This window comes from Corynebacterium sp., assembly GCF_030530965.1.
Lineage (GTDB): Bacteria > Actinomycetota > Actinomycetes > Mycobacteriales > Mycobacteriaceae > Corynebacterium.
Genome location: NZ_JAUMTY010000031.1, coordinates 1 through 25,891 on the forward strand (window position 1 = coordinate 1; position 25,891 = coordinate 25,891).

The following is a 25,891-nucleotide window of genomic DNA, read 5'->3' on the forward strand; positions in this document are numbered from 1 at the left end:
AGGTGGAGCACTTCTTCGTCCACTACAAGGACCTGGAGCCGAACAAGGAAGTCAGCGGCTCTGGCTGGGGCGATAAGGAAGAAGCCGAGCGCATCCTGCAGGAAGCTAAGGATCGCTACGAGGACTAATAGCGTCCTTTCACATCGGGGGGCTCCCTTGGGGGGATTAGTAACCTGACGAGCCAGCGGGGGGATTAATCCGGTTGCCCGTGTCTGGGTCGAAGGAGTGGGTTCGTGTTGCGCGAACAGTGATCACGGACCCGACGGCTACATCGGCAGCCGTAACCTGGCCGTTATTATGGACGACGTCCGACGTGGCGTGGTTCCGCCCACTCCCTGCGACACTATCTCGTGGGAGGAGCACGGCGAGCGCGTCTCTGCCCGTCATCGGGTTGATCTGGACGCCACCTTGGGGCCCTTGGGAGACCGTCGGCGTGCCGTAGGCAAATGATTGCGCACCCAATTCCTCGATGTGCGTGACAGTGAGGTCGAGCACCGGCGCATCACTTCCCGCACCCGTATTCTGCGCAGCGGCCTCCCCCGTCGTCGTTTCCGTGTTGTTTCCGGATGCCACCGATAGAACCTCCCAGTCCTCCGGGCGCACGCCCATAATCGGCCCACCGTCAATGGTGAACAGGCCCATCGTCGGCGATCCAATAAACGACGCCACAAACGTGTTCGCCGGATTCTGATAAACATCGCGAGGCGAGTCAACCTGCTGTAACACGCCGTCCTTCAGCACGGCCACACGGTCACCCATGGTCATCGCCTCAACCTGGTCGTGCGTCACATACACGGTGGTTGTCCGCAGCTTTTTCTGCAGAGAAAGAATCTGTGACCGCGTCGAGACCCTAAGTTTCGCATCGAGGTTGGACAGCGGTTCATCCATGCAGAACACCGCGGGGTCCCGGACGATCGCTCGCCCCATCGCGACACGTTGCCGCTGCCCACCCGACAATGCTGCAGGTTTGCGGTCAAGTAGATCAGTAAGCTCCAGCATCGCCGCAGCCTCATGGACACGCCGCCGCGTCTCCTTCTTCCCCATCCCACGGTTGCGAAGAGCAAAGCTCATATTCCCCTCAACTGTCATGTTGGGGTACAGCGCGTAATTCTGAAACACCATCGCCACGTCGCGCTCGCGCGGGGGCACACCCGTCGCGTCCCTGTCGCCAATAAAAATTGGCCCCTCATCAGCAGGTTCCAGGCCCGCGAGCATGCGCAAACTCGTGGATTTGCCGCAGCCGGACGGCCCCACGACAACTAAGAATTCACCATCCGCGATATCTAAGTTCAGATTATCGACGGCTTTACGGTCACCATAGATCCGGGAGACATTATTAAAACGTATCGACGCCATTCTTGTGCTCTTTCTTTTCTGCAGTTACGTTCTGTGAACAATTACGTGGTCAACAGGGTGATGGCTGAAAACGGTGCTATGAAAACCCATCACGACGGCATTTTCGGTTTAATTTGCGTCTCATAGGCCCTGCTGATTTCCTTATCAACCTTTTTCATCGTGGACCGTATATCGGCGTTATTCGTGAGGATCGATTCGAAAGCGCCACCAATAACCTGGTCTGCGCCAGGAACGAAAACGCGCGCTGGATCTTGAATGCGCGTATGCGGGAGCTGATCGATCGCAGTCTGATAATTGGGGTGTTCGTCCAAGAATGTCTTCATTTCCGGATCAGCCGACGCATCTTTTCGTACCGGCATATACCCCACTTCCCTCGACCAGAAGCATGTATTAGCCGTGTTCGTGATGTAGTTGATAAACGTTGCCGCGTTTTTCTTCCGTTTGTCAGAAATGATGGCCGGAATAGCTAGCCCTGCCCCACCCGTTGGGCATCCGCCTGTTCCCCGAGGATTAGGCAATGCCGCCGTCCCTACCGGGAATGAGGCGTTAGATACAATCCCGTTCAAATCTCCCGTCGACGCAATCACCGAGGCATATAATCCAGCCGAGAAATCATTGGCCAGCGATTGAGAAATAGCAGCGTATCCATCACTCGACACGGTACGTTTGAGCCATTCCACCGCCGCGATTGTTTCGTCGGATGTGAAAGTAAAATCCCACTCTTTCGAGTACGCCCCGCCTTTTGTCCACAAAGGGCCCTCAAACGTCCACGACAAATAATCGACGGCGTTGCCCCACCCGTGCCCTTTCTGCCGATCTGTCTGTAAACGCGGCCCCCACTCATCCATTTCATCCCACGATTCGGGCCCGCGGTCGGGAAGGCCTGCTCTTTTCCACGCGTCTTTGTTGTAAAAGAACAACGGCGTCGAACGAGCAAAGGGAAGCGCGAAATGCTTACCATTGAATGCATAGTCCTCATAAAGAGATGTCACATATGTCGACGTATCCAGACCCACTTCGGACGCCACATCCTCAATTGGCGTGATCTGCTCATTCAGCGCAAAGTTGAACCACCACACATCCGAGAGCATGACGATATCGGGAACGGTTCGTCCCGTCAGCGCCGCATTAAACTTCTGGGCGCATTCTTCGTAATTCTTCCCTGCATCAATGAGATTGACCGTGAGGTCCGGATGATCCTTTTCAAATCGGCGGATCAATTCTTGTTCAACGGGCTTTGATTGTCCCGGGTGCGACGACCACCAGGTGATCGTGTTGTCATCCTGGTGCGCCTGACCTCCCGGGGAGAATCGTGTCCCCGCGCATCCGCTCAAGGCCGTCGCCGCCAAGGCGGTGCCTGCAAGCCCCAAGAAAGAACGACGCGATATGCCAGCGCGCTGTAAATCCGAGCGCTGTGAATCTGGGCGCTGTGAATCCGAGCGTTGTCCCCAATCCGAAATTTTCATTAGCCTTTCACTGCCCCCGTCGTTAAGCCTTTAATCATGTACTTCTGTAGGAAAATGAAGAGGAGCAATATCGGGACCATGGTGAGCAGAGTCGCCGCCATCACGGGCCCCCAGTTCGTCACCCCATCTGAGTTTTGGAGTAGGGCCAGGCCAACGGGCAGCGGCGCCACTTTGTCGGTATCTGCCATGACATAGGGCCACAAGTATTGGTTCCATTCGTTGACCACGGTGATCATGGCGAATGCCACCAATGTGGGGCCGGACACCGGGAGGAGTACCCGGAAGAGCAATTGCATGGGTCCAGCGCCATCCATCCGCGCCGCCTCAATGAGCTCTTTTGGCAGGCTCATGAAATGGTTACGCATTAAGAACGTTCCAAATGCGATTCCGGCGAGCGGGATAATGATGCCTTGGAAAGTGTTTCTCCACCCCAGACCAGCTATCAATGCATAGTTAGAGATCACGGTGATTTCACTAGGAACCATGAGGGCAGAAATGATGATGATAAAAATCAGATTGCGCCCAGGGAATCGGAGAATAGCGAGTGCATACGCACTCAAAACCCCCAGCGTAATTTTTACTGTGCACAAAATGACCGTGATGATGAGCGAGTTTCGCAGGTAATGCCAAAAGGGCACCCGCTGTGTTGCTTCATCATAATTTTGTGGGTGCATGTGGTGGGGATACCACGTCACCGGGTTGGTGTAGATCTCTGGATGCGTTTTCAATGATCCGCTGAGAGTCCAATATAAGGGCAGCCCGATAAGCAAAAGGATAAAAATCATTCCGGCATAGCCCACGGCTTTCTTTCCCATGTCACCTCTTCCTGTCTTGTTATGGCTCTTGTTATGGCCAGATGTATGGCTTTCCTTTACAGTCACCGTCTTTATCTCCCGTTATCCATTTGCCGGTCCATATAGCGAACCTGAACAAGAGTGAGGCACAACAGGATGAGGAAAAGGATGGTGGCGACGGTGGCTCCGTACCCCGCCCGGAAATTTGTAAATGTTTCTTGGTAGACCTGGTACACCAACGTGGTCGTACCCGTTGTTTGCGGGCCACCCCGGGTCATCACTGAAATGATGTCGAAGACTTGGACTGAGTTGAGCGTCACGGTGATCGATAAGAAAAAGGTGCTCGGACGCAGCTGAGGAAGAATGACCTTCCATAATCTGGTCCACGGTCCGGCACCGTCGATGGCCGCTGCTTCATCCAGTTCTTTATTCACGCCCTGCAATGCGGCGAGATAAATGACGAATGTGTATCCCAGGTTCTTCCAGATAAAGGTGAAGGTCACCATAAAAAGGGCCCATGCTGGCTCCGAGTAGAAGTTGGGCACGGGGATGTGAAAACGGCTGAGAATGTCTTGGATCAGCCCAAAGTGAGGGTCGAAAATGAACTGAAAGGCAACCCCAATGGCAGCCCCGGATAATGCGAAGGGAGCAAAAGCAATAGACCGGACAGCATTACGACCAAACAACTTTTGATCCAATATCAAAGCAAGAATAAGGCCTAAGGCCATGGAGCCGATCACGGCAAAGCCGGTAAACACAAGGGTGTTGAGAACAATGGTTCGGGTGTCATCCCGAGTAAGCCATTCCTTGTAGTTATCGAGACCCACAAATGTCGCCGAAGGCGACGAAATATTCCACCGAAAGAATGACAAACGGATGTTGTCTATTAACGGCCGATACGTGAATACAGTCAGCAGCAGGAGATTAGGAAAAAGCAATGCTGCAGCTAGCAGTGCTTCTTTCCGTTGAGCCCGCTTCGTGTCTGGTGCGTGAGTTGATTGACTATCGAGCACCCCCGCAGGCTAGCTCTCCTAACCAATATTCCCGTGACCTTAGAGTAAATCGTCGACAACGTTTAGGTGAACAAACAGAAAACACCCACGCCCTTCCGTTTAGGGGAGCCTAGGTTTAGGATTTAAGTATGTTCTCTCGTTCACGCTCCCCACTAGTACTTATTGCCAGTTCTACCGCCCTCACCGCGGCTCTCGCAGTGGGTGTGCCAGCACTAACGGCACCGGCGCCCGCAACAGCGGCACCGAGCATCCCGGATAATCTCCCCGTCTTCCCTCAGGTCCAGGAGAATCCATCCATCACCGTCACCTTTGAAGATGGAACTCCCGCCGAAGGTGCAACCGTGCACCGTGGCGATGTCCTCCTGGTCCACGGTTCCGGGTTCTCCCCGCAGGCCAATAAGGGTGGCTTCCCACTTCCGGTACCTCCGGGCACGTCCAACGGCGTATTCGTTCTCTACAGCGGATTCCCCGATCAGTGGAAGCCCAGTGAAAACGCCGATTCCTCCACCCGCAAGCACCCCCACGATCGGATGGCGTGGGTCATGCCCAAGGGAACACTGGACGCAATTCCGCAGCAGCCGATTGACATGCACCGTTCCATCGCTCGCCAGGCTCAACCCATGAACGACGACGGCACCTTCACCGCTCGTATCGTCGTCGATCCCCCTGAGCAGACACCCGGTACCAACTTCGGCGTGTACACCTACGCCGGCGGCGGATCCGTCAACCCTGCCGAGGAGCTCTACGTTCCTATCAACTACTCCCCCGAGCCTGGCCCGAACACTCCGCCAGCCCCCACGGAGGACCTCGTCGTTAAGGCGAACGAGCTTTTCGCAGCGACGAAGCTGGCGCAGGGTGGCGTCAACCCCAAGGATGGTGCGGCCAAGCAGGACGATGCCCAGACGGTGTCGTTTAGCCGCGACCGTGCCGCCGAAGAAGCCGCCAACGATGGCATCCGTCGTTACAAAGGTTCCGTCACGGGGTCCGCACGGTTCAATGTTGTTGAGCTGACCGTCGCTAATCCGTGGATTATTACGCTGCCTAATGGCACCGAGATCCTGACTGCGGAGACATCGGACGGTAACGTGGGGCCAGACTCGTTGACTCGACGCCCCATCGGTATCTTGTCGCCCGCCAATGAGAATGGTGCGAAGACCTATGGTATCGGGCCACTGCAGTACGGCGAGTTGACCGAGCAGCAGTAAGACCGCGCCGGTAATTGCACCGGCAAGTACGCCGAGTACGCCGAGATCGAACGCCATATACCCAACAAGGAGCAGATTTATGGAAAGTGTGACAGTCCACGACATTCCCGACGGCGCGCAATTCGTTGACGTCCGCGAGGCAGATGAATATGCCGACGGCCATGCCGCGGGTGCTATCAACATTCCGCTCAGCGAATTAATGGGTCGCTACCAAGAACTGGACTTCGATCAACCGGCGTACATTATCTGCCTCTCCGGAGGACGCTCCACCCGGGCCTGCCAGTTCCTGGAGCAAAACGGCCTCGACGTCATCAACGTGAAGGACGGCACCCTGGCCTGGCGCGAAGCTAATCTCCCCATGGAAACGGGATCCGGAGACTAAGCTCCGGCGACGGCTAAGTCCAGCGGCTAGGCCCGCACCAGGTTCCGGCAACTCTCGTAAACCCCGGTTGAACACGACAAACTCAGTGGAGTTGTGCTCGGCGCCGGGGTTTTCGTCGTCAATAACTGTCATTGAATAACTACGCTGTCGTAACCAATACACTTAGTCAATACGCAATGGTCGAAGACGATAACGACATCATTTTTGTGGGAAATATCAATTGTTTTTAATACCCCACTTTCGGCTAAGATCAGCAATATGGCGAAGTCGAGCAAGAAAAAGAAATCTGGTCATAAGCCAGATAAATCAAACAAGGATGAGAATAAGGCTGCCCAAGGTGCAGATGGCACCGAAACCGCGCCAGCTACGCTCACCTCGGAAGTCGAAGACTCGCTTTTTTACCAGGTGTACCAGCTGAACAAAATGTTCAGAGAGGTCGCCGATAACACCCTCAATGAATTCGAACTCTCCCAACGCGCGTACTGGCTTCTTGAATGTGTCCGACGCGACAAGGGCTATTCCCAAAGTGAGCTCGGAGAACTCCTCGGCGTTGACCGTTCCGACATGGTCCGCCTCATCGATTCATTAGAGGAAGACAACCTGCTCCAGCGGGTACGCTCAACAGAAGACCGTCGAAAACAACTTATTACGATTACGCCAGACGGTATTACTGTTCGACACAAGATACGTCACGCGCTGACCGACGCCGAAAATGATCTGCTCGACGAACTCAACGACAAGCAGAGCAACCGCCTACGGAAATACACCAGCAAGCTAACCACGGGAGTGTCATTGTGAATTCGCGGAGAGTGTTGGGGAACCATTCGCTCGCTTCACAACCCCACACTCTCACACGGATTTTTGCTGATCAGGCCGACGCCACTCCCGATGCCCTCGCCATCGACACGGGCACCCAAACCATCACATACGCTCGTCTCTCGCAGCGGTACCACGAGATTGCCGACGAACTACGCACTGCCGCCGGACGTGGCGACCGCGTCGGCATCGCCATTGCCGACCCTATCGAGTACTACGCTGCCCTCCTTGCGACCATGTCTATCGGCGCAGCGTACGTCCCTGTTTCGGCGACTTCCGCACACGGTCGCGACGCAAATCAAGGCGGCACTGAGCCATCTGTGGACCACCCTGGAAACAACGGAAGCCACCAGTCTCAGGCCCGCGGCGGAACGGTCCCCTACTCAGCGTTGACCTCGCGCCCGCGCGCCATCCCCCGGTCACCCGAACCAGCCTCCGGATATTCACTCGCGGAGGTCAGCGCCGGGCTCCGACTCACCGCCGCCGTGACGGACTCGGGCGTTCAATCTCTCCGGCCGGCAACGCGCCAGGCCCACAAGCCATCACCCTCCGACGCTGCCGCTGTGTTCTTCGGCCGTCGATCATTGGTGCTCCCCCATCGTTGCGCCACCGCCGGGATCAGCGCCGAAACACACCTTTTTGTTCCCGACGATCCCATCGGGGCAGGCGACCGCATCGGCTCGATCGCGTCCCACACGGATCCACGCAGCGTCGAAGAAATGTGGCTGGCCTGGTCCACCGGCGCGTGCCTCGTGCCCTACACGAATGACGCTGCACACGGGTCCGCCCCGACGACCATTGACCGCTGGATCGCAGACCGCAGTATCTCTGTCATTTCGACAACACCGAGCGACGTGTTGTCCTGGCACACCGACCCCACCGCGTTACGCCTCCTCATCCTGGGCGGGGAGCCCTGCCCGGCTGACATCACGCGCGTCATGGCCGGACGCGAAGTGTGGAATACGTATCGCACTGAAGCAACCGGGGTCACGTCGGCAGCCAAAATAACCCCGGAGACTCCCCTATCGCTCATGGGGCAGCCGCTGGCCGGGTGGGAAGCGACCGTCATCGACGAAGTGGGGCACCCCGTCGAGCCCGGGCGGGCCGGCGAACTAGTCATCAGCGGTGTTGGGCTCGCCCACTACTTCGATCTCATCCACGACGCGGAGACCTTCGCGCCCGTCTCGCAATTCGGGTGGAACCGCGCGTACAGGACCGGCGACCTCGTCACTGTCGGCGAGGACGGTCTGCATTTCGTGCGACATATCGACGAGCAGGCGCGCATCAGCGGGCATCGCGTGGATCTCATCCATGTCGACGCTGTTCTCCACGACCTGCCAGGTGCCGACGACACCACAGCAGCGCTCACGACGTCGACACACGGGCCGAAGCTGCTGGGGTACGTCCAAAGTAAGAGCCTGACGGAAAAATCGGCGCAAACGTATCTGGCCCGGCGCGTGCCACGGGCGTTGATGCCATCTATTCACGTTGTGAATGCGCTGCCCCACCAGCCGGAGACCTCTGATCAGCCGACGTCATCTGGGCAAACGTCTTCTGAGCATGAGTCGCAGAGCTCCAGCCAGAAGGTCGCCGATACGTCGACACCCCCGACCACGCCTCCGCGGGAAAGCTCCACTACTGCGATCGTGCCGGCTACACAGGGCTCGTCGTCGCAACGAAAAATGAGCTTCCGCGCTGGATGGCGGAAGCTCATGGCAACGATCGGTCGCTGGTTCAGAGGGAACTAATCACCAGAAACTCATCACCGGGGACTAGTCACCGATTTGGTCGCGGCCGCGCTTGACAATCTTCGGATCGGGCTGGCCGACAATGTCGTAGTCCTTATCCGTGTACTCGAACTTTGAGAGCACGTAGCGCATCGCGTTGATACGCGCGCGCTTCTTGTCGTTGGATTTAATCGTGATCCACGGCGACTCATTCGTATCCGTGTAGCGGAACTGCTCTTCCTTGGCCCGCGTGTAATCGTCCCACTTATCCAGGGACGCCAAGTCCATTGGCGAGAGCTTCCACTGCCGCACGGGGTCAACCTGGCGGATGGCGAAGCGGGTGCGCTGCTCTTTCTGTGTCACCGAGAACCACAGCTTGGTCAAGCTAATTCCGGACCCCATAATCATGTTTTCCAGCATGGGGACCTCGCGCAAGAACTCCGCATGCTGCGATTCTGTACAGAACCCCATCACGCGCTCGACGCCGGACCTGTTGTACCAGGAGCGGTCGAAGAACACGATTTCGCCAGCCGCGGGATAGTGCTCGATGTAGCGCTGGAAGTACCAGGACGTGGATTCACGCGGCGACGGTTTTTCCAAAGCGACGGTTCGCGCACCACGGGGATTCAAGTGCTCATTGAAGCGCTTAATCGTGCCACCCTTACCTGCGGCGTCACGCCCTTCGAAGAGAATGATGTGCTTTTGGCCCGTGTCCTTCGTCCAGTTCTGCCATTTCAGCAGCTCGATCTGGAGGGCGCGCTTAATATGCTCGTATTCCTTACGAGTCATGCGCTCGTCGTAGGGGTAGTTTTCACGCCATGTATCTACACGATGCCCATCGGGGGTAATGAGTACTGGGTCATCTTCATCGGAGTCATCGACGATATAGCCTTCGGTATCAGCAAGGTCGACGACGTGGAACTCCTCATCGTTCGAGGTTTTTCCCTCCTTAGCACCGTCCTCGGCGCTAATGGTGTCCTTTTTCCGATCGTCTTCATCAGCCATATTCAAAGTCTATGACGAACGGGCGTTGAACCGGGCATCAACTAGGCAGGTCGGGGGGTTAATGTGGGGGTTATCTCCCCCACACCGCCGCTATTCGGCACGAATCACCAGACCCAACCGACATAACAAAAACAGACCGCTCCGAGTTCGGAACAGTCTGTCAGTGTTTGTCAGGCGTCATGGTCATTGGCCACGCGGTTAGAAAACCCGCGGGCTAATAAACACGGGCCAATAACTCAGCCTCTATGTGGTTCTATTTAGAAGCCACCCATGCCGGCCATCTCATCGGCACCCGGTGCAGCCGGAGCAGCAGGCTCAGGCTTGTCCGCAACGACGGCCTCCGTCGTCAAGAACAGGGATGCGATGGAGGATGCGTTCTGCAGTGCGGAACGCGTCACCTTCACCGGATCGTTAATGCCAGCGTCCATCAGGTTGACGTACTCGCCGGTAGCTGCGTTCAAACCGAAGCCTTCGTCGAGGTTAGCAACCTTGTCTGCAACGACGCCGGGCTCGAAGCCAGCGTTGACAGCGATCTGCTTCAACGGAGCTTCCAGGGCGGCACGGAGGATGCGAACACCGATGGCTTCGTCGCCAGCGAATCCGAGGTCATCATCCAAAACGGAGGATGCCTGCAGCAGTGCGGATCCACCACCAGCAACAATGCCTTCCTCGGCGGCAGCCTTAGCGTTGCGCACAGCGTCCTCGATGCGGTGCTTACGCTCCTTCAGCTCAACCTCGGTTGCGGCACCAACCTTCAAGACAGCAACGCCACCGGCCAGTTTGGCCAAGCGCTCCTGCAGCTTCTCGCGGTCGTAGTCCGAGTCGGAGTTCTCGATCTCTGCCCGGATCTGCTTGACGCGGCCTTCGATCTGCTCGGAGGAGCCAGCGCCCTCAACGATGGTGGTCTCGTCCTTCGTGACGACGACCTTGCGGGCACGGCCCAGCATCGGGAGGTCAGCATTCTCCAGGGTGAGGCCAACTTCTTCGGAGATAACCTGGCCGCCGGTCAAAATGGCCATATCCTGCAGCTGAGCCTTGCGGCGGTCACCGAAGCCCGGAGCCTTCACAGCAACAGACTTGAAGGTTCCACGAATCTTGTTCACAACGAGGGTGGACAGAGCCTCGCCCTCGACGTCCTCAGCGACGATCAGCAACGGCTTGCCGGACTGCATGACCTTTTCAAGCAGCGGGAGGAGGTCTTTCACATTCCCGATCTTGGAGGACACGAGCAGGATGTAGGGATCCTCAAGAACGGCTTCCTGGCGCTCCATGTCGGTAGCGAAGTAGCCGGAGATGTAGCCCTTGTCGAAGCGCATACCTTCGGTGACTTCGAGGTCAACGCCAAAGGTGTTGGACTCTTCAACGGTGATAACGCCGTCTTTGTTGAGCTTGCCGTCGCCCACCTTGTACATGGCCTTGGCGATCAGCTCACCAATGGTCTGGTCGGCGGCAGAAATGCCAGCGGTGGCGGCGATTTCTTCCTCAGTTTCAATGTCCTTAGCGGAATCCAGCAGCTGCTTGGTCACAGCCTTGGTAGCAGCCTGGATACCGCGCTTAATGCCCATCGGGTTGGAGCCCGCAGCGACGTTGCGCAGGCCCTCACGGACGAGCGACTGTGCCAGAACGGTCGCTGTCGTGGTTCCGTCGCCGGCGACGTCGTCGGTCTTCTTCGCAACCTCTTTAACGAGCTCCGCACCGATCTTTTCGTACGGATCCTCAAGTTCGATTTCGCGGGCGATAGTCACACCATCGTTGGTGATCGTGGGAGCGCCCCACTTCTTTTCTAGGACGACGTTGCGGCCCTTTGGCCCTAACGTCACCTTGACTGCATCAGCAAGGGTGTTGAGTCCCTTTTCCAATCCGCGGCGAGCTTCCTCGTCGAAAGCAATGATCTTGGCCATGAGGCTTTCCGATCCTCCGTTTATGTTGACGACACACGATCCGGCAGCGGCGCCCGCGACGGCACGAGAAATATGTGTCTTCTATTTCTCTCACCACAGCCGGTGAACATTTGTTGTAACTCTCTGGCACTCACAGTCCCGGAGTGCTAACTCTTGTTTAGCAGTCTCGGGCTTAGAGTGCAAGGTTTCTGGTGGAGATGGTTACATGCTGCATGGTCACATGCCGACGCTACCCCTCCCCTCGAGGGCGCTACCCTAGGGAGCATGACTCACGACGCTGCAGACAGCAAAGACACACACTCGACGGATACAGCGAGCATCTATTCCCCCGAGGAAGCCACCCGCTACGTCACCTCACGAATGGACGACGTTCGCTCGTGGTTAACCGAGCTCGTGGGCTGCGCTTCTGTCCACGACTTCGCCGGCCTCGAGGAGGAAACAACCCGCGCCGCTAACTGGGTGGTCGACGCGTTTACGGCCGCCGGCATCCCCGTCGAAAAGCACAAAACTGCCGACGGTTCCACTGCCGTGATTGGCTTGCGTCAGCCCAGCGACGGCATGCCGACCGTCATGCTGTACTCGCATTATGACGTCCAGCCGGCCACGGATACCGACGCGTGGGATTCCGACCCGTGGGCCCTCACCGAACGCAATGGGCGGTGGTACGGGCGCGGTACCGCGGATTGCAAGGGCAATGTTGTGATGCACCTCGCCGCCTTGCACGGACTCAAGGAGTGGGAGGAACTACACCCGGAGGCCCCGAAGCTTGGCATCCGTGTTGTTGTCGAGGGGTCCGAGGAGCGCGGCGGTGCCGGATTAGACGCACTATTAGAGGAGCGCCCCGAGCTTTTCTCTGCCGACGACATCCTGATCGCCGATTCCGGTTCCGATCGTGTTGGCGAGCCCGCACTGTGCACGTCGTTACGTGGTAGTGCCGGGGTAAAAGTTACTTTGCAAACGCTGGAAGGACCGGTTCACTCGGGACAATTCGGCGGGGCTGCACCCGATGCTCTTCTGGCGATGATCCACCTTCTCGGCACGCTGCACGATGAGAATGGGCTGCTCACTGTCGACGGTTTGGACACCTCAGGTCATTGGGATGGTAACCAAGCCGATCCAGAAAATTTCCGTAAAGACGCGTCGGTGCTGGAGGGCGTCGAGCTGTATGGTGCCGCGGGCACCACGCATGGCGACGGCCCCAGCGTGACTGACCTCACTGTCGCGCAGCCGGCCATTACGGTCACGGCTCTGGACGCGGTTCCCACCAAGGACGTCATCAATGCCGTGCCGGCCAGCTGTGCAGCCGTGTTGAACCTGCGTGTGCCGTCGACCATGGATCCCGTGGAGGCGCAAGAGAAACTCGTCAAGCACCTGGAAGAACACGTCCCGTGGGGCACGCACATCACCATCGAGCGCGAGTCGATCGGCGAGCCTTTCCGCGCCGACACGTCCGGGCCGCTTCACGCCACTCTCGGCCAAGCCATGACCGACGCTTTCCAGACGGACGTCGTGTACAACGCCTCAGGCGGATCGATCCCGCTCTGCGCGGGCCTGCTGAAGGCGAACCCCAACGCTGAGCTCGCACTCTTCGGCGTCGAGGAACCCGAGGCACGGATCCACAGCGCCAATGAGTCCGTTGATCCGTCCGAAATCAAGCACTTCGCGATCGCGGAACTGCTCTTCCTCGCGCGGTTCGGAAGGGCTTAACCACACCCCGGCCACTACCCCCGCTATAACCCCCTCAAGCAGATATTCCACATTGCGAGAATCTGCATGTTCAGGGGGTATTTTTATGCTCTATTTGTTCAGTCACAGCTCAGACACCGCGTCGTTTTACCCCCGATCTACAACCGTGTACCCGAACCATGTTGCGTGGGTCACACGTCATCGATACAGTTGCCACCATGCTTAAGGCGAACCTTAAGGGACTTCGCAACCTCAAGCACTCGGCTCCGGCCACCTCGAACACCCTCGAGGTCACCGCAGCGCCGGCCCTCATCGCGGCCCCCGCGCTACGAGTACTTAAGGCTAGCGACCTCGGCGGCGAGCAGGACTGACCTCGTCCGCCCAGGATTGAGCCCAGAACCCCAGGCCCCGTCAGTCCGCCCGCCCGTGATGGCCACCGCGCTATCACCCCGGATACAACTGACGATGGCACCGTCCGATCATGACGGATCCGCTCGATCCTGATGGCCCAACCACACGGCCCTGATCACACGGAGCGGCCCACCACGATGACTGGTCAAGAATCTTCCAGCGTCATCACAGCAACATCGCGGTCCCGTCGACACTGGACAAAGCTGTAACCAGGGTGAAGCGCCAAAGAAATAAGGATTCCGCCCCCGTGTTTATCTATACCCCCAGCCGACGCCGCACACACTCATTCACCCGGGACACCACCAGAGCTTTCTCCACACCCAACCAGGGCACGAACTTCGAGGCACAGCCCACCCGTCGCACTTTTGCCGACGACCCCTTCCGCGCCCGATTCGGCCACCGACTGCCCCGCGGATTGCGGGAACAAGCCCACGGCATGGCCTGGCGGACGTTCACGGAAACATTTTGCGCTCCCGGCGGTGCGCTGAGCTTACAATCGCTGAACCACGAGCAGCTGCGCGCCGGACGCCGTCGCTACACCATCACCCTGGCTGACAGCTCGCAGCCGTCCTCCCAGCGCACCTCCACCCACACCATCACATCGATGGGGGCTATCAGCGCCATGACCCACATCCTGGCTGACGGTGGGCGTCGCGTTGAGATCCTGGAATTCCACCAGTTCACGATCTTCGAAGCAACCGTCACCATGATCTACGCGGCCCATGATCGTCGGAAAGTCTGGACCGTCGGATTCGGTTCTAATCCCGACATTTCTGCCGCTAACTCCCTGGTCAATGCGGCTAATCGCCTGTACCCGACCGTTAAATAAGCCGGCCAGCGGTTACCTCTTGTCGGGGAAGTTCTCCTTCAACTCTTTGATCGACGCACGCACCGCAGCCTTCCACGCGTCCGGCGTCGCAAACCCATCTAGCGCCCCGGCTTCGCCAGCCAAACGAACGCCGGGTTCGCGGGCGGCACCTGCCGCACGGGCTATCCGACGCTGACGCTCATACGATGCCCCTTCTTTCACAATCGTCAGGACATCCTCCAACTCGCGTCGGCACGATAAATCGTCGGCAACCGGCCGGAGCCGCTCAACCCACTCGCGAATATCGTCGCGCACATCCTTCTCATTGGTGTCACGATCCACAATGACGATCGCATCCAGGCCATACCGCGCCGCCCGCCACTTATTTTCGACGATGTGCCACTGCTGCAGGCTAGGCAAGTCCTCCCCGCGGTCGTAGGCACGGTCGAAATACACCACCGCGCAATGAACAAAGGCAACGATCGCGCTGAGATCGCGCATGTTGGTGGTGGCGTCCGCAAACCGGACCTCAATGGTTCCCCATTTGCCGGCCGGGCGGATATCCAAATGCATGGCGTCGGGCTTATCGATCACCCCGCTACGCAGCTGGTCGCGGGTGAATTCCTCCCACTCCTCCCAGGTTTTCATAGGGTACGGGAGCCCCGCCGTCGGCAATTGTTGGTACAGGAGCGTCCGATTGCTGGCGTACCCGGTGTCCATCCCCTCCCACGCGGGCGAGGAGGCAGACATTGCCAAAATGTGCGGATATAAGGTCAGCATCGCGTTGATGATCGGCCATACCCGGTCCTTCGACCGGATTCCCACGTGCACATGGATTCCCCAGATCAGCATCTGGCGGCCCCACCATTGGGTGCGCTCGATGATTTGCTGATAGTTCGTCTTATCCGAGAGTTCCTGGTCACCCCAATGGGCGAAGGGGTGGGTGCCCACGGAGAGCAACTCGACGCCAATATCGTCCGCGGCCCGGAGCGCGAGATCGAGGGATTCGCGCAGGTCGTCTTCAACATCGGCCACCGTGTTGCACACGGCCGTGACAAACTCAATCGTGTTCGAGAGGAATTCGCGGACAACGCGGTGATTCGGATCCATCGTGGACATCACGTTCAGCAATTCCCCTGCACGCGGCGTGAGGTCCAAGGTCGTGGGATCCACCAAGGCCAGTTCCCACTCCACGCCCAATGTCGGCGCGGGGGACGCGTTAAATGCGACAGTGGGAGGTGTTTCCGATGTCACTATGGTCTACCTTCCGGGCGTAAGACGACGACACCGGGCCTTTCAGCCAAGCGTCGTAATGTTCATAAGTCGTGCGGTAGAACCGATCGGTCAGCCCGCTACTGATTCATATCAGCCGTCGTCACAACAACTACGGAGCCCGGGTGCTGGCCGGACACCATTTCTGCGTTGGCCAATTGCTGGTTGGTTTGGTCAGTCTTTGGCTGAGCTTTGAGCCCTAACGCCGTGGCTACCTCAGTTGCAGCAGCTTTGCTATCTGCGTTGTCGTCATACAGAACGACCGAACCGGGGAAAGCCGCAGCTCCGTCGGCAGGCAAGTTACCGAACGAGGTGTTGCTCCAGCTATCGGCGTTGAGGTTTTTGGAAACCTTTTCTGCCAAACCTTGAACTCTCGAGTTGTTCAGAACGGTGACCTGAACTTTACTCTTATCCACCTTTTTATCGGTACTAGCGCCGTTGCTTCCGCTGTTTCCGTCCTGTGCAGCCGCGCCATTATCAGTGGTGTTCTGCGCGCCTTGGTTGCCGGCCGTGTTCTGCCCCTGGTCGGCGGTGCTGTCCGGATTGTTGGCGTTCTCTCCCGGCTGCTGCTGGTCTGTCGCAGCCCCGGCCCCTGGTGCACCGGTATTCCCCGGGTTCACGGGTGCCGACGACGACGTCGAACTTGCCGATGAATTGTCGTCGTCTTTATCACCGCTCACCAGGTGGTAGATGCCGAAAGCGATCAGCGCGACGGCCACGATTAACAAGATCACGCCGATCGTGCGCAGCGGGACTTTGGACTTCTGAGTCTTCTGTGGCTGGTCCTCTGCCGACGCTGCAGGTGCGGGCTCTGATGCGCCAAGGTCCGACGCTAGGGGCGCTGCTGCTTCGTCATAGTTAGTGGGTTCGTCGTATTCCGCGCGGTCGTCATACTTTGCGTGGTCGTCATAGTCGAATGGTTCGGCGGGCTCATTGGGTTCGACGGGTTCCGACGCGGCCGCACGCGATGTTGATGCCGAGCCCCTGACGGAGCCATCGTGTGGGGTGGCATGGCCATCGTGGGCGCCTGCCACGGATGCAGCCTCGGGGCTGGCACTTTCGTGATGATGCGGGGTCTCGTCGTACGAACCGTAGCCGGCAAAACCGGTGTACCCACCCTGAGCAGCACTTTCACCTGCGGAATAATCGCCTGATTCAGTAGAGGAATATCCAGATTCCCCCTGGTCAGCGAAGGATCCATCGTTAAACGCTTGGTCCTCATAGACGCCATCGCGTGCACCGTCGGTGTGCACGTCCTCGTCGAATAAATCATCGTTATCGCGATGATTATCGGCGCGACCATGAGAGCGGTCGCGATGGTTGCGGGGCGATTGTCCAGGTTCGTTATCGAAATTCACAAAACAATAATAACTTATTTCTCATTAGTCACTTTTATTTCATTCCCTGTGTCGGCAATACAGACGCACATCCGCTGCACCGTGTTGGTTAACGAAGCCAGCTGATGGGGACGGTCAGCGCTGCCGACGGGGCCGACGGGAGCTGTCATTACGGGCGGTCAGTACGGACGGTCAGAATTCGCAATGCGCAGCAACCGGTTCACCGTCGTCGGGAATTCCTCAAGAGCTTCTCTGCGCTGGATTAATCGGAAAAGGCGCTGGTAGTAGCGGATCGGGCTCAGATTGAACCGACGACGAATCAACTCGTCTTTTGCGGAATCTCTCCTCCACACACGCCGCTCAAATTCCAACATACGTCGCTCGTCGTCAGTGAGTCCACGTTGTGTCTTGTCCTCGTTGTGGGAATCATTGTGGGCATCACTAGTAGCGTCATCCGCATCATGCGCGGTGGCGGAATCTTGTGCGCTGTCGGAAGTGTCACCATCGCCATGCGCAGATCCCGCGTCATTCGTCGTCACCCTATTGTTCACCCCACAATCACTATGTTCATCCACTACATCCGTCGGCACCCCGCAAACGATACCCGCAGATCACCCGCACTGAGCACGGCAGATAGGGCGCACGCCTTCCCTATCTGACCGTCCGTATCTGACCGTGTCAGGAACTGCCACTACTCTATACCCCATGACTGTGCGCCCAATTGTTATCGCTGGTGATCCCGTCCTCCATAACCCGACCGAGCCTGTTACCGAGTCGCCCGAGGAAATCGCGGAGCTCGTTGCCGATATGTACGAAACCCTCGAGCTCTCTCATGGGGTTGGCCTCGCCGCCAACCAAATCGGAGTTGCCAAGCGGCTCTTCGTTTACGACTGCCCCGATATCGAAGGTCCCGACGGCGATTCCAAGTCAGAGGAAGAACTCAAAGCTCAAGGCGGACCGCGACGCAAAGGGTGCGTGGTCAATCCGGTTCTGGAAACCTCCGAGATCCCCGAAACAATGCCAGCTACCGATGGATCCGACGCCGAGGGCTGTCTCTCCGTACCCGGCTTGGACTTCCCCACTGGACGCGCACACTGGGCCCGCGTCACCGGAACCGACGAGCACGGAGAACCAGTAAGCGTTGAGGGCTACGGGTTCTTCGCGCGGTGCCTGCAGCACGAGGTCGGCCACCTGGACGGCTACCTCTACACCGACATGCTCATCGGGCGTTGGGCTCGCATGGCGAAGAAGAAGATCAAGCGCAACGGGTGGACTGTGCCCGGAAATACCTGGACACCGGGGGTCGATCCCGATCCCTTCGGCGAAGACGACGAGTAAAACGATCAAGACGAGTAAAGAGTGACCGCCCATGGCTGACTCCACACCGGCACATCTCCCGATCTCCCGCTGGTCCGACCCGGCCTCACTCGTTGTCGGAGCGCGCGTTGTCATCCGACGGCGGCTCACCGACGCCAGCCCCCACGGGGACCATTTCACCGACGTCATCGGGACGCTCGTCTCACTGGACCCGCTGGTGGTTCGTCGGCAAAATACCGGGATCCCCGGCGAAGAGATCACCATCGACCCACAACTTATCGACGTTATTAAACCCCTGCCCGCGAAACCCGTGCGCAACAGCGATATCAGGGCCGTGGAATACGCCTACGCGCTCGCGTTCCCCGGTGTCATCCACCACGAGTGGGTCAACGGGTGGCTGGTTCGCGTCGGCGATGGAGTGACAGAGAGGTCAAACAGCGCTGTTCCCTTGGAACCTCACACGGCGTTTGACGACGTTCCTGTGGACGCGATCCGCGACATATATAAGAAGTATGGGTTGCCGACGCTGATTGCCGCGCCGGATCGCATCGCGCGGCCCGCTTTCCGCATGCCCGGCGCGTGGACCCGCGGGCCCGAAATCATCACGATGACTAAGGACCTGGAGACCGCGTCGACGTCGGAGGATGCGTCTACGGAGGACGACTCTGTGGAAGAGGGCTCTGCGGTCAGGAATATCGCCGCGCACACCGTGTCCGACGACCTTCTCTCGCGGGACATCACGTGGGAGGTTGGCGAGCAACCGAATGACGACTGGCTGTCCCTGTACCACTTCCGCGGCCAGCCTCTGCCGGAGTCAGCATTGCGGCAGCTATCGCACGAAATCGACGGGCTCCTCGGCTTCGGACGCATCGTTATTGATGGAGAGACCGTCGCTATCACGAGAGGAACCATCACTCACTCGCCCGACGGCCGCGCATGGTTGGGATACTCCGCCGTGGAAGTAGCCGAACGTTATCGTCGGCAAGGGTTGGGCACATTCATGGGTGCCATCATGATGGATTGGGGCCGTCGGCACGGCGCGGACACCGCATACCTGCACGTCATCGAATCGAACACTCCCGGACGCAACCTGTACCACAAGCTGGGCTTCGGCGAGCACCATCGCCACCGCTACTTGGCGGATGCGTCCACCGCGCGCACGGAAAGTGCAGATACGAAGTAGGCTCACCCATATGCGATTGGCTACCTGGAACGTCAACTCCGTCCGCACCCGACTCCCACGGATCATCGATGTACTCAAGCGACATGACATCGACGTCCTCGCCATGCAAGAAACAAAATGCAGCGAGGACCAGTTTCCCCGCGACGCCTTCACCGACGCCGGGTATGAGGTAGCCGTCAGCGGAACAAACCAGTGGAATGGGGTCGCGATCGCCTCCCGCGTTGGTCTCACGGACGTCCACACGCTCCCCCACCAACCCGGATTCTCTAAGGATCTCACCGCGGAGCAACCTGTCGAGCCCCGGTCGATCGCCGCGACCTGCGGGGATATCACCGTCATGAGCCTCTACGTCCCCAATGGCCGAGAAATCAGCAACATTCACTTCACCTACAAACTCCGGTTTCTCGACGCGGTCCGCAATTACGCCGCCACGGCCGTCGATAATGATCCCGAATTACGCCTGGCCCTCGTCGGCGATTGGAATATCGCGCCCCATGACACCGATGTGTGGGATCCTCAGTTCTTCATTGGGCACACGCACGTCACGCCACGTGAGCGCAACGCTCTGACCGCGCTCGAGGATGAAGGATTTACCGACGTCACCCACGATTCGGGCTACACGTACTGGGACTACACGGCGGGGCGTTTCGGGCGGAACCAAGGTATGCGCATCGACATGCAATGGGCGTCCCCTGCGCTGGCGGACAACGCTGGGGCAGTCAGCGTCGATAAGGATGAACGCGCCGCGAAAGGTAGCAGTGACCACGCGCCACTCATCGTCGATTATGAATTATGAGGGGATTTAACCAGATGTGACGACTATAACCCTCACATCGAGGCGGCTAGTGGTTAACTATTTCCATTAATTTTCTAAAATAAAACTTGTGACTTCCGACAGCATGACTGCAGCCGCCCCGAGCGCGCCCCAATCCCATGCCGTCCACCACGACGGCCTCGACACTGAAACACGCCCTGACCAGGACGTGAACGTCGCCGGCGGGTACCTTCCACCCCTCACCAAGGAAGAAACTCATGTGCTTTCTGCCGCGATGTACAACTTCCTCTCGGCCACGCGACGGCTTGTGGAACAGCCCCTCCACTCCATGGAGGTCAACCAATCGGAAATCGAAGTCCTCTATTTTGTGCACAACCACCCCGGTGTCGGCGTGTCCGACATCGCGCGCATGAGGTTCCTACGCGTATCTAATGTCTCGACGACGGTCCGCGCGCTCATCGCCAACGGGTTGCTTAATCGGGCATCGAACCCCGACGATAAACGCGCTCAAATGCTCCAAGTGACCGACGCGGGCACCCGGGTTCTCGACGACATTGCCGAGCGATGGGCTGCGTTAATCAACAAAATTACCGACGAAATGAACCCCGACAGCGTCCGCATCCTTCACGAAGCGTCGGAGCGGCTGAACGAAACAGCGTTCGCTACCGAGCATGTGATCGACGCGATGCAGAGCCAGTCGGGGTCTATAACGAAGCCGTAGTGGGATGGGCGGAAAGGACCGCGCGGGAAACGTAGCCGCGCTACGCGTCCCGCTTCACGAACACAGCCACACCGATTGCGAAGAGCACAAGTGCCCACACGGCGAAGTAAATGACGCCACCCGTCGTCCCCCACGGCGCGCCATCGAGTTTCCCGTCGCCCACCCACGCATTGAGGTTAGCGAAAGGCCGGTAGCCTTTGATGTGGGTCCCCACCTTCGGGATCAAGGTGATCAAGTCCTCAAGGACGAGCTTCCACAGCAGCATGATGGCGATAGCACCCGCAGTCTGTCGGACAATGAACGCCACACCAACAGCCATCACGACAACCAGCAGCGCTTCCACTGCCGTCGACACATATACCCGCGCCGACGAACCGGAGAACATTTTCATGTGGGAGCCGTAGTCGCCCGCCAACCACTTAAAGACCAGCACGCTGGTGATCGTCGAAAAGAAGGACAACACCACTGAGACCAGGCCATAAACGATCGTTTTCGATACCGCAATGATCGGCCGATTCGGGGTCATCATGATCGTCTCATTGATGGTTTTGAAGCGGTACTCCGTGGTCACCAGGAGGGTCGCCATGATGATGATCACCATGACACCGAATAGTTCGAACCCCTGAACAGCGGTGACGGCACTTATTGTCGGCACGTCCGTCATGTCTTCCGGATCCATCGAATCCAGGGCGCTCTTCGAACCCCACCCCATCAGAGCGGCGAACGCCCAGCTCAGGACGACAATTAAGATCGACGTCCACGCGAACGACTTTGTCGACGCTAGCTTCGTCCACTCAGCACGAATCGAGTTAACCATCATCAGTTCTGTCCTCCCTGAGCTGCCGCGCCCTGATATTCGACGTCATCACCTGTGAGTTGCAAAAATGCGTCTTCCAAAGATCCGTGGTGTTCTTCCAGTTGGAGGACGGGGATCCCGTAAGAGTAAGCCACCTTGCCGACGTCGTCAGTGGATACCCCAGTGACGACGAAGACCTCACGGCCGACGTTATCGCGGTCCATCGTGAAGGTGATGTTCTCCTGCTTAAGGGCCTGCGCCATGTGGTCGTGATCGCCCACACGCAAGCGCGTCGAGCTGCCACCCCGCGACGACGTGAACTCCTCCACCGTCGTATCGGCGACGAGTTTGCCGCGGCCAATGACAACCAAGTTATCCGCCGTCAGCGCCATCTCAGAGAGCATGTGAGAGCTCACGAACACCGTGCGCCCCTCGGCGGCGAGGTTTTTAAGGAAGGTGCGCACCCAGCGGATACCCTCCGGGTCCAAACCGTTGACCGGCTCATCCAGGATCAGCGTTTCGGGATCGCCTAAAAGCGCTCCGGCGAGCCCCAGGCGCTGACTCATACCCAGGGAGAATCCCCCTGCCTTTTTTGACGCCACATCGGTTAGTCCCACTAAACGCAGAACTTCGTCGACACGATCAGTAGAAATGCCGCTGGCCTGTGCCATCCACTTCAAATGAGTGCGGGCGGACCGGTTCGGGTGAACCCACTTGGCCTCTAGGAGCGCCCCCACTTCCTTGGCGGGCGCCCGAGATGACCGATAATTCTTCCCATTCACCGTTGCGGTGCCCTTTGTTGGGCGATCCAACCCGGTAATCATCCGCATCGTGGTCGATTTACCAGCCCCATTCGGGCCAAGAAAACCAGTAACGACACCTGGCTTCACCGTGAAGTCGAGCGAATCTACCGCTACCTTGTCCCCATACCTCTTTGTGAGGCCATGTATTTCGATCATAGAAACCAGTTTGGCACATTTTCAGCAACGAAGACAGGCTTCAATCACACTGATGTCCGTGTAACGCTTAGACTAGAGAGACAGATGTGACAGTTGTGCTACCGGCGCGCGACCGGCCTCCCCTCCAACCGCAACGATCGCGCGCACCGGACGTGGCACAAAAACTGGCGACAGGCGCAACACGTAGGGGGCCCGTATGGCACGAGAACGAGGAACGGGACGCAACCGCGGTCCCTCACACTCCTCCGACGCCAGCCACATTCGGCTCAGCGCCATGGACGATTCCCTCGAGCCAGACGACGCCGATGTGCAGCCAAGCCGCTGGCACGTCGTTCACGATGTCCTCGCCCCCGCGTTAAAAGTTCCAGGGCGGATGTGGGCCTATCTGCGTACATCGCCAGGCCGGCTCATGGCAATGACAACGATCCTGGTCATAGCCATTGTTGCCGCCGGTGGCGCGCTGACCTACGCCTCATCAACCCGGCAAGACCAGCTCAACAACTTGGTGAAGAACACCGAGCCGCTCTCTAACGCCGCGCAACGGCTGTACGGGTCGCTCTCCGTGGCAGACTCCACCGCCACCATCGGATTTCTTGAAGGTGGCGTCGGGTCCCAATCGGAAGACGAGCGCTACACCACCGCCATTCAGACCGCGTCGACCGCGCTCGTCGAGGCAGGTGCCGGTGCGAACTCCGACGACCACGAGGTTCTCCAGCTCCTCGCGGTGGTCAACCAGCGGCTCCCCATCTACACGGGGCTTATCGCGCAGGCCCGCACGAACAACCGGGAGGGCAACCCCATTGGTGCCTCCTATCTCACCGAGGCCAGCGCCATCATGCAGAATTCCATCATTCCCGCAGCGTCGCGCCTGTACACCATCACCTCTGACCGCGTCCGTCACCAAGCCCGATCGCTGACCCGGCCGATGTGGTTCCCCGCGTCGGGGCTTCTCGCGGCCATCATTCTCCTGGTCATTGCACAACTTTGGCTCGCTGCACTTACTAACCGACGACTCAACGGTGGGTTGCTCTTCGCCACCGTCGCCATGACAATCGCGCTGTTCTGGCTGGCGATATCGTCGATCGTCATCGTTGCGGTAGGGAATGCGGACTTTAACCGGGCGTCTGATCCCCTCCACGAGCTGACTGCCTCCCGCATCAGCGCGCAAAAGGCGCGCACCGACGAAGCGCTCATGCTGGTGCGGCGGAGCGCGGATCAATCGTCGGCAGACTTCTCGACCACAGTGAGCGACGTCCAAAAGACCCTGACACAACTGAAAGATGACGGCACACTCGACGACGCGGACGATCAGAACACCGACACGTCGTCGGATACGAAACCATCCGATGCCCTCGACGACGCCATCGTCGCCGCGAACTCGTGGAAAGTGTCTCACCAGGAACTTGCGAACCGTATCGGCCGCGGGGACTACACCGGGGCCGTGAATATCGCCGTCGGCCGCGATGAATCCACCTTGAACTCGGAGCGGCAATTCATTCAGCTCGATCAGTCGCTGCGGACACTGATTCAGGACACGCGCAGCAACCTGCGGACCTACCTGGAAAATAGCCAGGACACCTCGCAAAACATCACCCGCGCGGTGCTGATTTTGTCCGTACTCTCTGTCGTTGGTGTCCTCATTGGCGTTCGCCCCCGGATGCAGGAGTACACATGATTCGCCTGCCACACAGCTCAATTCGGTTCCGACCCCAACTCCGGGCGCGACGCACCCGTCGTCCCTGGATCGCGGCCGCCGTCATCCCCCTCGCGATCCTCCCCCTCGCTGCCTGCTCCGGGATCAGCGATTCACACCGTGGCCACAACGGGATCGATATCTCCGTCGCCCCCTTCACCCCCATTCCCGACGGGGCCACGTACGTCAATCCGCCACATGAATCGTCGGCAAGCCAAACACCCACACCAGACACCACGACCGACGCCGACGCGTACGACACACTCGCTCCCGACAACTCAACCCCCGAGGAGCGTATACCAGATATCGTCCGGCGCGGGCGCATCATCGTCGGGGTGTCGTCGTCACTCAATTTTCTTGGTTTCCAAGATCCCAGTAGCGGCAATCTTGAGGGCTTCGACGTGTCCCTCGCCCGTGAAATTGCGCGCGACATTTTCGGCGACCCCGAGCGGATCGACTTCCGCTTCCTGTCCTCGGCCGAACGCGTTGACGCACTTCAACACGGCAATGTCGACATTGTCGTCCGCACCATGACCATCGACCGCGAACGCCGAGCCAAAGTGGCCTTCTCCGCGCCGTACCTGCACGCCCAAGCGCGGATTTTGGCGTCGACAAGCTCCTCTATTCAATCCGCCGACGATCTGCGGGACGCCACGGTCTGCGTGACCAAGGACTCGACCTTCCAGCACAATGCGCAGGTTATTGCGCCGCACTCGCGGTTCCTCATTACCAACGACTGGTCCGACTGCCTGGTGGCCATGCAGCAACACCAAGTTCAAGCCATTATTTCCGACGATTCGATCCTCTCCGGGCTGGCGGCGCAAGACTCGAACACACACCTGGTTGGGCAACCCTACGGGTCCAGCGATTATGCCGTGGGAATCGCGAAATCCACGCCGGGGAAGAACACCGACGGGCTCGTCCGGCAGGTGAATTCCACCCTGATGCGCATCCGATCCGACGGGACCTGGCAACGTCTCTATGACAAGTGGCTAGGCAAATATCTCGGGGATTCCGGTGTTCCGCCCGAACCCACCTATGTCCAGGAGGAACCACAATGAGCGATTCCGAACCGAACTCCCGCGACGAGAAGGTGGGTGCCGACAATGAACATCCCACCGAAGACCACCCCACCGAAGCCGCCACGGTCATGGGAACGCGGGCCGTCCCCTTTGACCCGTTCGCCGATGATGACGATGACGACGAGATCGATATCGACATCAACGACATTGGTTCACTCTTACAGTCCGACAATCCTGCGGATACCC

Annotated in this window: 27 protein-coding genes; 15 read left to right on the forward strand and 12 right to left on the reverse strand. The window is 58.6% G+C overall.

Going from position 1 to position 25,891, the window contains the following annotated elements; genetic code table 11:
* Nucleotides 1-128 (forward strand): inorganic diphosphatase (locus Q3981_RS06865; RefSeq protein WP_303124733.1); only part of this gene is annotated, 128 nt, incomplete at its 5' end.
* Nucleotides 129-165: 37 nt separating this feature from the next.
* On the opposite strand, the gene Q3981_RS06870 is transcribed toward Q3981_RS06865, so the two are convergent.
* The 4 genes from Q3981_RS06870 to Q3981_RS06885 all read right to left on the reverse strand — a co-directional run bounded on the left by Q3981_RS06870 (nucleotide 166) and on the right by Q3981_RS06885 (nucleotide 4,629).
* A complete protein-coding gene (locus Q3981_RS06870) occupies nucleotides 166-1,356 on the reverse strand; it encodes an ABC transporter ATP-binding protein (protein WP_303124676.1) in 1,191 nt (396 codons plus the stop codon).
* An 89-nt stretch (nucleotides 1,357-1,445) separates the two neighbouring features.
* Nucleotides 1,446-2,822: an ABC transporter substrate-binding protein gene (locus tag Q3981_RS06875; RefSeq protein ID WP_303124678.1), complete on the reverse strand. Its 1,377-nt coding sequence runs from the start codon at nucleotides 2,820-2,822 to the stop codon at nucleotides 1,446-1,448.
* Complete coding sequence (locus Q3981_RS06880; protein WP_303124680.1) at nucleotides 2,822-3,637, reverse strand: carbohydrate ABC transporter permease; 816 nt, start codon at nucleotides 3,635-3,637, stop codon at nucleotides 2,822-2,824. The genes Q3981_RS06875 and Q3981_RS06880 overlap by 1 nt, the downstream gene beginning before the upstream one ends.
* A gap of 71 nt (nucleotides 3,638-3,708) precedes the next feature.
* Nucleotides 3,709-4,629, reverse strand: coding sequence for a carbohydrate ABC transporter permease (locus Q3981_RS06885; RefSeq protein WP_296136554.1), 921 nt, complete (start codon nucleotides 4,627-4,629; stop codon nucleotides 3,709-3,711).
* A 128-nt stretch (nucleotides 4,630-4,757) separates the two neighbouring features.
* On the opposite strand from Q3981_RS06885, the gene Q3981_RS06890 reads away from it, so the two are divergent.
* The 4 genes from Q3981_RS06890 (at nucleotide 4,758) to Q3981_RS06905 (ending at nucleotide 8,780) form a co-directional block, all read left to right on the forward strand.
* On the forward strand, nucleotides 4,758-5,834 hold the full coding sequence (locus Q3981_RS06890; RefSeq protein ID WP_303124683.1) for an HtaA protein: 1,077 nt from the start codon (nucleotides 4,758-4,760) through the stop codon (nucleotides 5,832-5,834).
* Between the two features lie 79 nt (nucleotides 5,835-5,913).
* On the forward strand, nucleotides 5,914-6,216 hold the full coding sequence (locus tag Q3981_RS06895; protein WP_012732275.1) for a rhodanese-like domain-containing protein: 303 nt from the start codon (nucleotides 5,914-5,916) through the stop codon (nucleotides 6,214-6,216).
* 258 nt (nucleotides 6,217-6,474) lie between these two features.
* Nucleotides 6,475-7,014, forward strand: coding sequence for a MarR family winged helix-turn-helix transcriptional regulator (locus Q3981_RS06900; RefSeq protein WP_012732276.1), 540 nt, complete (start codon nucleotides 6,475-6,477; stop codon nucleotides 7,012-7,014).
* Nucleotides 7,011-8,780: an AMP-binding protein gene (locus tag Q3981_RS06905; RefSeq protein ID WP_303124687.1), complete on the forward strand. Its 1,770-nt coding sequence runs from the start codon at nucleotides 7,011-7,013 to the stop codon at nucleotides 8,778-8,780. Before Q3981_RS06900 ends, Q3981_RS06905 begins: the two co-directional genes overlap by 4 nt.
* Before the next feature lie 24 nt (nucleotides 8,781-8,804).
* On the opposite strand, the gene ppk2 is transcribed toward Q3981_RS06905, so the two are convergent.
* Both ppk2 and groL read right to left on the reverse strand, forming a co-directional pair.
* Nucleotides 8,805-9,764 carry a polyphosphate kinase 2 gene (gene ppk2, locus Q3981_RS06910; protein WP_303124689.1) on the reverse strand — a complete coding sequence of 320 codons (960 nt, stop codon included), beginning with the start codon at nucleotides 9,762-9,764 and terminating at the stop codon, nucleotides 8,805-8,807.
* Between the two features lie 257 nt (nucleotides 9,765-10,021).
* Nucleotides 10,022-11,665 carry a chaperonin GroEL gene (gene groL / locus Q3981_RS06915; RefSeq protein WP_012732279.1) on the reverse strand — a complete coding sequence of 548 codons (1,644 nt, stop codon included), beginning with the start codon at nucleotides 11,663-11,665 and terminating at the stop codon, nucleotides 10,022-10,024.
* Nucleotides 11,666-11,929: 264 nt separating this feature from the next.
* Here groL and Q3981_RS06920 point away from each other — a divergent pair, with 264 nt between their 5' ends.
* The 3 genes from Q3981_RS06920 to Q3981_RS06930 all read left to right on the forward strand — a co-directional run bounded on the left by Q3981_RS06920 (nucleotide 11,930) and on the right by Q3981_RS06930 (nucleotide 14,591).
* Nucleotides 11,930-13,372: a dipeptidase gene (locus tag Q3981_RS06920; protein WP_303124693.1), complete on the forward strand. Its 1,443-nt coding sequence runs from the start codon at nucleotides 11,930-11,932 to the stop codon at nucleotides 13,370-13,372.
* A gap of 197 nt (nucleotides 13,373-13,569) precedes the next feature.
* Nucleotides 13,570-13,722: a hypothetical protein gene (locus Q3981_RS06925; RefSeq protein ID WP_204087451.1), complete on the forward strand. Its 153-nt coding sequence runs from the start codon at nucleotides 13,570-13,572 to the stop codon at nucleotides 13,720-13,722.
* 287 nt (nucleotides 13,723-14,009) lie between these two features.
* The gene (locus Q3981_RS06930; protein WP_303124703.1) at nucleotides 14,010-14,591 is read left to right on the forward strand and encodes an acetyl-CoA acetyltransferase; all 582 of its coding nucleotides are present in this window, start codon (nucleotides 14,010-14,012) and stop codon (nucleotides 14,589-14,591) included.
* A 12-nt stretch (nucleotides 14,592-14,603) separates the two neighbouring features.
* Here the strand turns inward: Q3981_RS06930 and Q3981_RS06935 are convergent, their stop codons facing one another.
* The 4 genes from Q3981_RS06935 to Q3981_RS06950 form a co-directional block, all read right to left on the reverse strand.
* Nucleotides 14,604-15,824 (reverse strand): glutamate--cysteine ligase, encoded by a 1,221-nt coding sequence (locus Q3981_RS06935; protein ID WP_303124707.1) that lies wholly within the window; start codon nucleotides 15,822-15,824, stop codon nucleotides 14,604-14,606.
* A gap of 98 nt (nucleotides 15,825-15,922) precedes the next feature.
* A complete protein-coding gene (locus tag Q3981_RS06940; RefSeq protein ID WP_303124710.1) occupies nucleotides 15,923-17,200 on the reverse strand; it encodes a LytR C-terminal domain-containing protein in 1,278 nt (425 codons plus the stop codon).
* 14 nt (nucleotides 17,201-17,214) lie between these two features.
* Complete coding sequence (locus tag Q3981_RS06945; RefSeq protein WP_303124712.1) at nucleotides 17,215-17,349, reverse strand: hypothetical protein; 135 nt, start codon at nucleotides 17,347-17,349, stop codon at nucleotides 17,215-17,217.
* 9 nt (nucleotides 17,350-17,358) lie between these two features.
* Nucleotides 17,359-17,769 (reverse strand): DUF3263 domain-containing protein, encoded by a 411-nt coding sequence (locus Q3981_RS06950; protein WP_303124713.1) that lies wholly within the window; start codon nucleotides 17,767-17,769, stop codon nucleotides 17,359-17,361.
* 115 nt (nucleotides 17,770-17,884) lie between these two features.
* Between Q3981_RS06950 and Q3981_RS06955 the strand changes: the two genes are divergently transcribed.
* The 4 genes from Q3981_RS06955 (at nucleotide 17,885) to Q3981_RS06970 (ending at nucleotide 21,175) form a co-directional block, all read left to right on the forward strand.
* The gene (locus tag Q3981_RS06955; protein WP_303124715.1) at nucleotides 17,885-18,517 is read left to right on the forward strand and encodes a peptide deformylase; all 633 of its coding nucleotides are present in this window, start codon (nucleotides 17,885-17,887) and stop codon (nucleotides 18,515-18,517) included.
* Nucleotides 18,518-18,548: 31 nt separating this feature from the next.
* A complete protein-coding gene (locus Q3981_RS06960; protein WP_303124717.1) occupies nucleotides 18,549-19,679 on the forward strand; it encodes a GNAT family N-acetyltransferase in 1,131 nt (376 codons plus the stop codon).
* 10 nt (nucleotides 19,680-19,689) lie between these two features.
* Nucleotides 19,690-20,475 (forward strand): exodeoxyribonuclease III, encoded by a 786-nt coding sequence (locus tag Q3981_RS06965; RefSeq protein WP_303124719.1) that lies wholly within the window; start codon nucleotides 19,690-19,692, stop codon nucleotides 20,473-20,475.
* Nucleotides 20,476-20,563: 88 nt separating this feature from the next.
* Nucleotides 20,564-21,175 carry a MarR family winged helix-turn-helix transcriptional regulator gene (locus Q3981_RS06970; RefSeq protein ID WP_303124721.1) on the forward strand — a complete coding sequence of 204 codons (612 nt, stop codon included), beginning with the start codon at nucleotides 20,564-20,566 and terminating at the stop codon, nucleotides 21,173-21,175.
* Nucleotides 21,176-21,215: 40 nt separating this feature from the next.
* On the opposite strand, the gene Q3981_RS06975 is transcribed toward Q3981_RS06970, so the two are convergent.
* Nucleotides 21,216-21,995 carry an ABC transporter permease gene (locus tag Q3981_RS06975; protein WP_303124723.1) on the reverse strand — a complete coding sequence of 260 codons (780 nt, stop codon included), beginning with the start codon at nucleotides 21,993-21,995 and terminating at the stop codon, nucleotides 21,216-21,218.
* Nucleotides 21,995-22,930, reverse strand: a complete 936-nt coding sequence (locus Q3981_RS06980; protein WP_303124725.1) for an ABC transporter ATP-binding protein — start codon at nucleotides 22,928-22,930, stop codon at nucleotides 21,995-21,997. Before Q3981_RS06980 ends, Q3981_RS06975 begins: the two co-directional genes overlap by 1 nt.
* Before the next feature lie 196 nt (nucleotides 22,931-23,126).
* Here Q3981_RS06980 and Q3981_RS06985 point away from each other — a divergent pair, with 196 nt between their 5' ends.
* The 3 genes from Q3981_RS06985 to Q3981_RS06995 all read left to right on the forward strand — a co-directional run.
* Entirely contained in the window at nucleotides 23,127-24,605 is a 1,479-nt protein-coding gene (locus Q3981_RS06985; protein ID WP_303124727.1) for a hypothetical protein, read from the forward strand.
* A complete protein-coding gene (locus tag Q3981_RS06990) occupies nucleotides 24,602-25,684 on the forward strand; it encodes a glutamate ABC transporter substrate-binding protein (protein WP_303124729.1) in 1,083 nt (360 codons plus the stop codon). Before Q3981_RS06985 ends, Q3981_RS06990 begins: the two co-directional genes overlap by 4 nt.
* Nucleotides 25,681-25,891: hypothetical protein (locus tag Q3981_RS06995; protein WP_303124731.1), on the forward strand; the 211-nt coding region annotated here is incomplete at its 3' end. The genes Q3981_RS06990 and Q3981_RS06995, both read left to right, overlap by 4 nt.